Consider the following 6,943-nt stretch of genomic DNA (forward strand, 5'->3'; position numbering starts at 1 on the left):
CGCGGCCCGGCCCCTGGACGCCCCTCCCCGGCCGGCCGGCGGCGCCATCGCCCGCGACACCGGGGAGGGCTGGTCCGCCGTCAGGCCGGGGGCGCGCCCGCCCCGTGTCGCAGGCACCCTCTACGCTCGACGGCTGAGCCTGTTCGACTTTCCACGGGGGGATCCGAAATGCGCAGCCGTACGAAGACCAGCGCGGCGGCCCTCGCCGCCACGGCCCTGATCGGCGCCGGCCTGACGGCCTGCGGGGGCGCTCCGGGCAGGGCCGCGTCCGTGGGGCGCGAGGCCCGTGCGGCGCAGGCCCCTTCGCCCTCGGCCCCGGGCGGGGCCCCGGCGCCCGCCCGCAGCGGCGGCCCGATCGCCGGACGGTCCGGGCAGGAGATCCTGACGGAGGCCTACGAGGCCACCCGCAAGGCGGAGTCGGCGCACGTCAACGCCAAGGCCGACTACCAGGGCAAGCCGATGCAGATCGACCTGTCCCTCGACAAGCAGGGCCACTGCAACGGCGCCGTGCGCCTGGAGGGCATGGGCCGCCTCGACATCATCAAGTCCAGCGAACTGGTGCACTTCCGGGGCGACGCCGCCTACTGGCGGGGCGCGGCCCGGGAGCGGCACACCCCGCAGAAGCAGACGGACCAGATGGTGGCCGCGCTCGCCGACCGGTGGGTGAAGGTCCCCGTCTCCGATCCGCGGGCCGCGTCGATGACGGGCACCTGCGACCTCGACAAGCTGACGGGCGACTTCGGCAAGGGCAGCCCGCTCGCCCGCAAGGGCCAGACCACCGTCGTCGACGGCAAGCCGGCGCTGGCGGTCACGTCCCCGTCCCGGCAGGGCACGCAGACCGATTACATCGCCACCGAGGGCAAGCCGTACGTGCTGAAGTCGGCGGTCAGCGGGGACACCACCGGCGAGGCGCTGTTCTCGGCGTTCGACGTCCCGGTCGACACGGCCTCCCCGCAGGACTCCGACGTCCTGGACCTGTCGAAGATCGGCGGCCCGGCGGGCGAGGCCGTCTGACGGCCGTCCGGCCCGCCCGCACCGTCCGACCCGCCCGCCCCGTCAGACCCGGGCCCGCCGCACGTGAAGGTGGCCGCTGAGGGGGAACTCGGGCGGCGCGGCGGGCAGGGTCGTCTCGAAGGCGTACCCGCTCTTGGCCGCGACGCGGCAGGAGGCCTCGTTGTCCTCCTGGTGCAGGAGGTCGAGGCGTTCCAGCCCGGCGCCGGCGAAGGTGGCGAACGCCCAGGCGGTGAGGGCCTCCAGGGCGCGCGGGGCGATCCCGCGGCCCCGCGCGGGCGCCGCCGTCCAGTAGCCCACCTCGGCGGACGGGCCGTCCGCGCCCGGCCGCTTGAGGACGGTGCCGGCCACCAGCAGCCCCGAGTCCTCCTCGACCACGGCGAAGCCGAACCGCCGGCCCTCGGCCCAGTCCCGCCGGCCGTCCTCCACGAACATCAGCCCGTCGCGCTCGCTGTCGACCGGGTACCGGGTCCGGTGGCGCATCACCGGGTCCCGGTACGCCCCCCTCAGCGCGGGCACGTCCGCCTCCTCCCAGGGACGCAGCAGCAGGGCCGGACGGTCCTGCTGCGCCGGGCAGCGGAGGGCGACGGAAGGGATCATCATCCGATGATAGGCACGGGCCGGCTGCTAGCCGAGGACGGTGGTGAGGAACTCCCCCGTCCAGGCCAGGAGTTCCCGCCCGACCAGCGGCTTCCCGCCGACCCGGGCCGTCTTCGGACGCGGCACCAGCACCTGCGAGGTCGCGGGCTTGAGCACCGTCCCCGGATAGAGCCGCTTCAGCCGCAGTTCCTGGGACTCGCGCAACTCCACCGGCCCGAAGCGGATGTTGGGCCCCTGGAGGGTGATGTCGCCGACCCCGCAGGCCCGTGCGAGCATCCGCAGTCCCGCCACCAGCAGCAGGTTCTCCACCGGCTCGGGCAGCTTGCCGTAGCGGTCGGTGAGCTCCTCGCGCACCGCCTTGATGTCGGCCTCCGAGTTCGCCGACGCGATGGACCGGTACGCCTGCAGACGCAGCCGCTCCCCGGGCGCGTAGTCGTGCGGGACGTGCGCGTCGACCGGCAGCTCGATCTTGACCTCCAGCGGCGGCTCCTCCTCCGCCCCGCCCTCGATCGCGGCCCGGTAGTCGGCCACCGCCTCGCCGACCATCCGGATGTACAGGTCGAAGCCGACGCCCGCGATGTGTCCGGACTGCTCGCCGCCGAGCAGGTTGCCCGCGCCGCGGATCTCCAGGTCCTTCATCGCCACGTACATGCCCGCGCCCATCTCGGTGTGCTGGGCGATCGTCGCGAGCCGCTCGTGCGCGGTCTCGGTCAGCGGCTTCTCCGGCGGGTAGAGGAAGTACGCGTACCCGCGCTCGCGCCCGCGTCCGACGCGGCCGCGCAGCTGGTGCAGCTGGGAGAGGCCGAAGTTGTCGCCGCGCTCCACGATCAGGGTGTTGGCGTTGGAGATGTCGATGCCGGACTCGACGATCGTCGTCGAGACGAGCACGTCGAACTTCTTCTCCCAGAAATCGACGACCACCTGCTCCAGGGACTGTTCCGACATCTGCCCGTGCGCGGTCGCGATGCGCGCCTCGGGCACGATCTCGCGGAGCCTGGCGGCGGCCCGGTCGATGGACTCGACCCGGTTGTGGATGTAGAAGCACTGTCCCTCGCGCAGCAGTTCACGGCGGACGGCCGCGCCGATCTGCTTCTCCTCGTACGGGCCGACGAAGGTCAGGACCGGGTGGCGCTCCTCGGGCGGGGTGGTGATCGTCGACATCTCGCGGATGCCGGTCACCGCCATCTCCAGGGTGCGCGGGATCGGGGTCGCGGACATCGTCAGCACGTCCACGTTCGCGCGCAGCTTCTTCAGCTGCTCCTTGTGCTCGACGCCGAACCGCTGCTCCTCGTCGACGATGACCAGGCCGAGGTCCTTGAACTTCGTCTCCTGGGAGAACAGCCGGTGGGTGCCGATGACGATGTCGACCGACCCCTCCTTCAGTCCCTCCAGGGTGGCCTTGGACTCGGTGTCGCTCTGGAAGCGGGACAGCGCCCTCACGTTGACGGGGAACTGCGCGTACCGCTCGGAGAACGTCCCGAAGTGCTGCTGCACCAGCAGGGTGGTGGGCACGAGGACGGCGACCTGCTTGCCGTCCTGCACCGCCTTGAAGGCCGCGCGGACGGCGATCTCCGTCTTGCCGTAGCCGACGTCGCCGCAGATCAGCCGGTCCATGGGGACGGACTTCTCCATGTCCTCCTTGACCTCGGCGATGGTGGTGAGCTGGTCGGGGGTCTCCGCGTACGGGAAGGCGTCCTCCAGCTCGCGCTGCCAGGGGGTGTCCGGGCCGAAGGTGTGACCGGGGGCCGCCATGCGGGCGCTGTAGAGCCTGATGAGGTCGGCGGCGATCTCCTTGACCGCCTTCTTCGCCCGCGCCTTGGTCTTGGTCCAGTCGGCGCCGCCGAGCCGGTGCAGGGTCGGGGCCTCGCCGCCGACGTACTTGGTGACCTGCTCCAGCTGGTCGGTGGGGATGTAGAGGCGGTCGCCGGGCTGGCCCCGCTTGGCGGGCGCGTACTCGACGAGGAGGTACTCGCGGGTGGCGCCCTGCACCGTGCGCTGCACCATCTCGATGTAGCGGCCGACGCCGTGCTGCTCGTGGACGATGTGGTCGCCGACCTCCAGGGTGAGGGGGTCGACGGACTTGCGGCGCCGGGTCGGCATCCGGCCGAGGTCCTTGGTGGCGGTGCGCTGCCCGGTCAGATCGGTCTCGGTCAGCACGGCCAGGCGCAGGGCCGGGTCGACGAAGCCGTTGTCGAGGGAGCCGCAGGACACGTGCACGACGCCCGGCTCCAGGGACGGCAGGTCGGCCTCCAGGCGGGCCGCGATGCCCTCGCCGCCCAGGACCTCCACGGTGCGGGCCGCCGGGCCGTGGCCCTCGGTGAGGTAGACGGTGTGCCAGCCGTCGGCGATCCAGCCCTTGGTGTCGGCGAGTGCCCGGGCGGTGTCGCCGCGGTAGGCCTCGGGGGCGCGCATGCCCAGCTTCAGGGTGTCCCCGCCGGCCAGGTCCGCGTCCTCGGCGGCGAAGGGGGAGACCGACCACCACATCATGCCGAGCTCGCGGGCGTGGTCGCGGACGTCGGCGATGCCGCGCAGCGAGGCCGCGCCGACGTCGATGGGGGCCTCGCCGCCGCCGGCGGTGGCCGCCCAGGAGGCCATCAGGAACTCCTGCGAGGTCGCCACCAGGTCGGCGGCCCGGGTCCGCACCCGCTCCGGGTCGCAGACCACGGCCATGGCCCCGGCGGGCAGTACGTCGATCAGCAGTTCCATGTCGTCGACGAGGACCGGCGCGAGGGACTCCATGCCCTCGACGGCGATCCCCTCGGCGATCTTGTGCAGCAGTTCGCCCAGCTCCGGGTGGGCCTCGGCCAGGGCCGCCGCCCGCTCGCGCACCTCGTCGGTCAGCAGCAGCTCCCGGCAGGGCGGGGCCCACAGGCCGTGCTCGGCGATCTCCAGGGAACGCTGGTCGGCGACCTTGAAGTAGCGGATCTCCTCGACCTCGTCGCCCCAGAACTCCACGCGCAGCGGATGCTCCTCGGTGGGCGGGAACACGTCGAGGATGCCGCCGCGCACCGCGAACTCGCCGCGCTTCTCGACCAGCTCGACGCGGGCGTACGCGGCCGCGGCCAGCGCCGCGGTGACCTCGCCGAGGTCGGTGCTCTGCCCCTGGCGCAGGCTGACGGGCACCAGGTCCCCGAGCCCCTTGACCTGCGGCTGGAGCACGGACCGGATGGGGGCCACGACCACCGAGACGGGCCCGGTGGCCGGGTCGTCCTTGCTCGGGTGCGCGAGGCGGCGCAACACCGCGATCCGGCGGCCGACGGTGTCGCTGCGCGGGCTGAGGCGCTCGTGCGGCAGCGTCTCCCAGGAGGGGTAGTCCGCCACCGAATCGGCCGGCAGCAGCGAGCGCAGCGCGGCGGCCAGGTCCTCGGCCTCGCGCCCGGTGGCGGTGACCGCGAGGACGGTCCGCTCCGTACGGGCGGCCAGCGCGGCGATCGCGAAGGGCCGCGCGGCGGCCGGACCGACGAGGTCCACGTGCATGCGGTTGCCGTCCCCGGCCGCCGTGACCGCCTCGGCGAGGGCGGGGTCCCGGGTGACGGCGTCGAGCAGTCCGTGCAGGCTCATGAAGGCGGATTTCCGTCCTGGGGAGGGGCGTGGAGGGGCAACGCGAAGGACCCGACACGTGAACGGGCCGGGGGTTCCCACCCTACGACGCGGGTGTGACGCCCGCGCGGGGGATTCCGGCCTCCGCACGGGTGAGGGGCCGGAGCGGCCCACTCCACTCCAGGATGACAATCTGTCCTTATGTCCACGTCCGGGAGCCCCCAGACCGCCGAGGAGCCCGCGGGCGGACCCGCCGCGCCCTCCCCGCCGGCGTACGCCCGCCCGCCCGCCGCCGGGCGGGCCCGCCTGGCGGCCGCGGCCGTGCGACGGGCCCCGTACGCACTCGTCGGCGTGCTGTTCCTGGCGTACGCGACGCTCTCCGTCTGCCGCCACCGGCGGATGGAGGAGTCCTCCTGGGACCTGGGGATCTTCGAGCAGGCGGTCAGGGCCTACGCCCACTTCCGGGCCCCGGTGGTGGACCTCAAGGGCCCGGGGGCCCTCGTCCTCGGCGACCACTTCAGTCCCGTCACCGCCCTGATCGGCCCCCTCTACCGGGTCTTCCCGAGCCCGCTCACCCTGCTCGTGGTGCAGGCGGCGCTGCTCGCGCTGTCCGCGCTGCCCGTCACCCGGGCCGCGACCCGCCTCCTCGGGCAGGCCCGCGGGCTCGCGGTCGGGGCGGCGTACGGGCTGTCCTGGGGGATCCAGCGGACCATCGACTTCGACTTCCACGAGGTCTGCTTCGCGGTGCCGCTGCTGGCCTTCGCGCTGGAGGCGCTGCTGGCCCGCCGGTGGCGGGCCGCGCTGCTCTGGGCGCTGCCGCTGCTGCTGGTCAAGGAGGACCTCGGGTTCACCGTCGCGGCGCTGGCCCTGGTGGTCGCCTGGCGGGCCAGGGGCGCGGACCGGCGGGCCGCCCGACTCGCGCTCGCCGTCGCACTGGCCGGGGTGGTGGTCGCCGTACTCCTCTTCACCGTGGTGATACCCGGCTTCGCCCTGGACGGGTACACCTACTGGCAGAAGATGGGCAAGGGCGGCGGCCCCTTCCAGGGGTACGGGACGAAGCTCGCCACCCTCGCCTGGCTGCTGGTGCCCACCACCGGGCTGCTGGCGCTGCGCTCCCCGCTGCTGCTGCTGGCCGTGCCCACCCTCGGCTGGCGGTTCGTGTCGAGCGACCCGTACTTCTGGTCCACCGACTTCCACTACAGCGCCGTCCTGATGCCGGTCGTCTTCCTCGCCCTGGCCGACGCCCTCGACACCGTCCGGCGCGACCGGCGGCCGTGGCTGCGGTCGTACGCCCACCAGCTGCCCGCCGCCGTGCTCGCCGCGGCCCTCGCGCTGACCGCGACCAGCCTGCCGCTGGCCCGGCTCGGGGAGCGGGAGACCTACCGCAAGCCCGCCCGGGTCGTTGCCGTCGAGAAGCTGCTCGCGCGGATCCCGGACGGGGTGGGGGTGGAGGCCGACATCGGCGTGCTGAGCCGGCTGACCTCGCGCTGCCGGGTCTTCTGGATCGGCAACACCCGGGGCGTGCTCCCGGCCTACCTGACCTTCGACAACTCCTCCGGCTGGGCCGGGAAGAGCCCCCTCGACTACGCCGCCCGGCTGCATCCGGGATCGCGGTTCGTCCTGGTGGGCGAGGCGGGCGGGGTCGTCCTGCTCCAGCGGGTGGCCTGAGCCGGACACGGACGTGGGGGGGGGGGGGGGGGGGGGGGGGGGGGGGGGGGGGGGGGGGGGGGGGGGGGGGGGGGGGGGGGGGGGGGGGGGGGGGGGGGGGGGGGGGGGGGGGGGGGGGGGGGGG

General features: G+C 74.1%; 4 protein-coding genes. 2 read left to right on the forward strand and 2 right to left on the reverse strand.

All coding sequences use genetic code 11. The annotated features are described in order from the left end of the window. Positions 1-168: 168 nt before the first annotated feature. The gene (locus ACEPPI_RS27715) at positions 169-1,014 is read left to right on the forward strand and encodes a hypothetical protein (protein WP_373917993.1); all 846 of its coding nucleotides are present in this window, start codon (positions 169-171) and stop codon (positions 1,012-1,014) included. A 42-nt stretch (positions 1,015-1,056) separates the two neighbouring features. On the opposite strand, the gene ACEPPI_RS27720 is transcribed toward ACEPPI_RS27715, so the two are convergent. Both ACEPPI_RS27720 and mfd read right to left on the reverse strand, forming a co-directional pair. Next, positions 1,057-1,611 (reverse strand): GNAT family N-acetyltransferase, encoded by a 555-nt coding sequence (locus tag ACEPPI_RS27720; protein ID WP_373917994.1) that lies wholly within the window; start codon positions 1,609-1,611, stop codon positions 1,057-1,059. A 27-nt stretch (positions 1,612-1,638) separates the two neighbouring features. Then, on the reverse strand, positions 1,639-5,172 hold the full coding sequence (gene mfd / locus ACEPPI_RS27725; protein ID WP_373917995.1) for a transcription-repair coupling factor: 3,534 nt from the start codon (positions 5,170-5,172) through the stop codon (positions 1,639-1,641). Positions 5,173-5,352: 180 nt separating this feature from the next. On the opposite strand from mfd, the gene ACEPPI_RS27730 reads away from it, so the two are divergent. Further along, positions 5,353-6,819, forward strand: coding sequence for a DUF2079 domain-containing protein (locus ACEPPI_RS27730; protein ID WP_373917996.1), 1,467 nt, complete (start codon positions 5,353-5,355; stop codon positions 6,817-6,819). The last annotated feature ends 124 nt before the right edge of the window (positions 6,820-6,943 follow it).

Source organism: Streptomyces sp. AB3(2024), from assembly GCF_041862025.1.
Classification (GTDB): domain Bacteria; phylum Actinomycetota; class Actinomycetes; order Streptomycetales; family Streptomycetaceae; genus Streptomyces.

What these genes read in the sequence shown, in the direction of transcription:
- ACEPPI_RS27715 (WP_373917993.1), top strand. Translation starts at nt 169, where the DNA reads ATGCGCAGCCGTACGAAGACCAGCGCGGCGGCCCTCGCCGCCACGGCC.
- ACEPPI_RS27720 (WP_373917994.1), bottom strand. Translation starts at nt 1,611, where the DNA reads ATGATCCCTTCCGTCGCCCTCCGCTGCCCGGCGCAGCAGGACCGTCCG.
- mfd (WP_373917995.1), bottom strand. Translation starts at nt 5,172, where the DNA reads ATGAGCCTGCACGGACTGCTCGACGCCGTCACCCGGGACCCCGCCCTC.
- ACEPPI_RS27730 (WP_373917996.1), top strand. Translation starts at nt 5,353, where the DNA reads ATGTCCACGTCCGGGAGCCCCCAGACCGCCGAGGAGCCCGCGGGCGGA.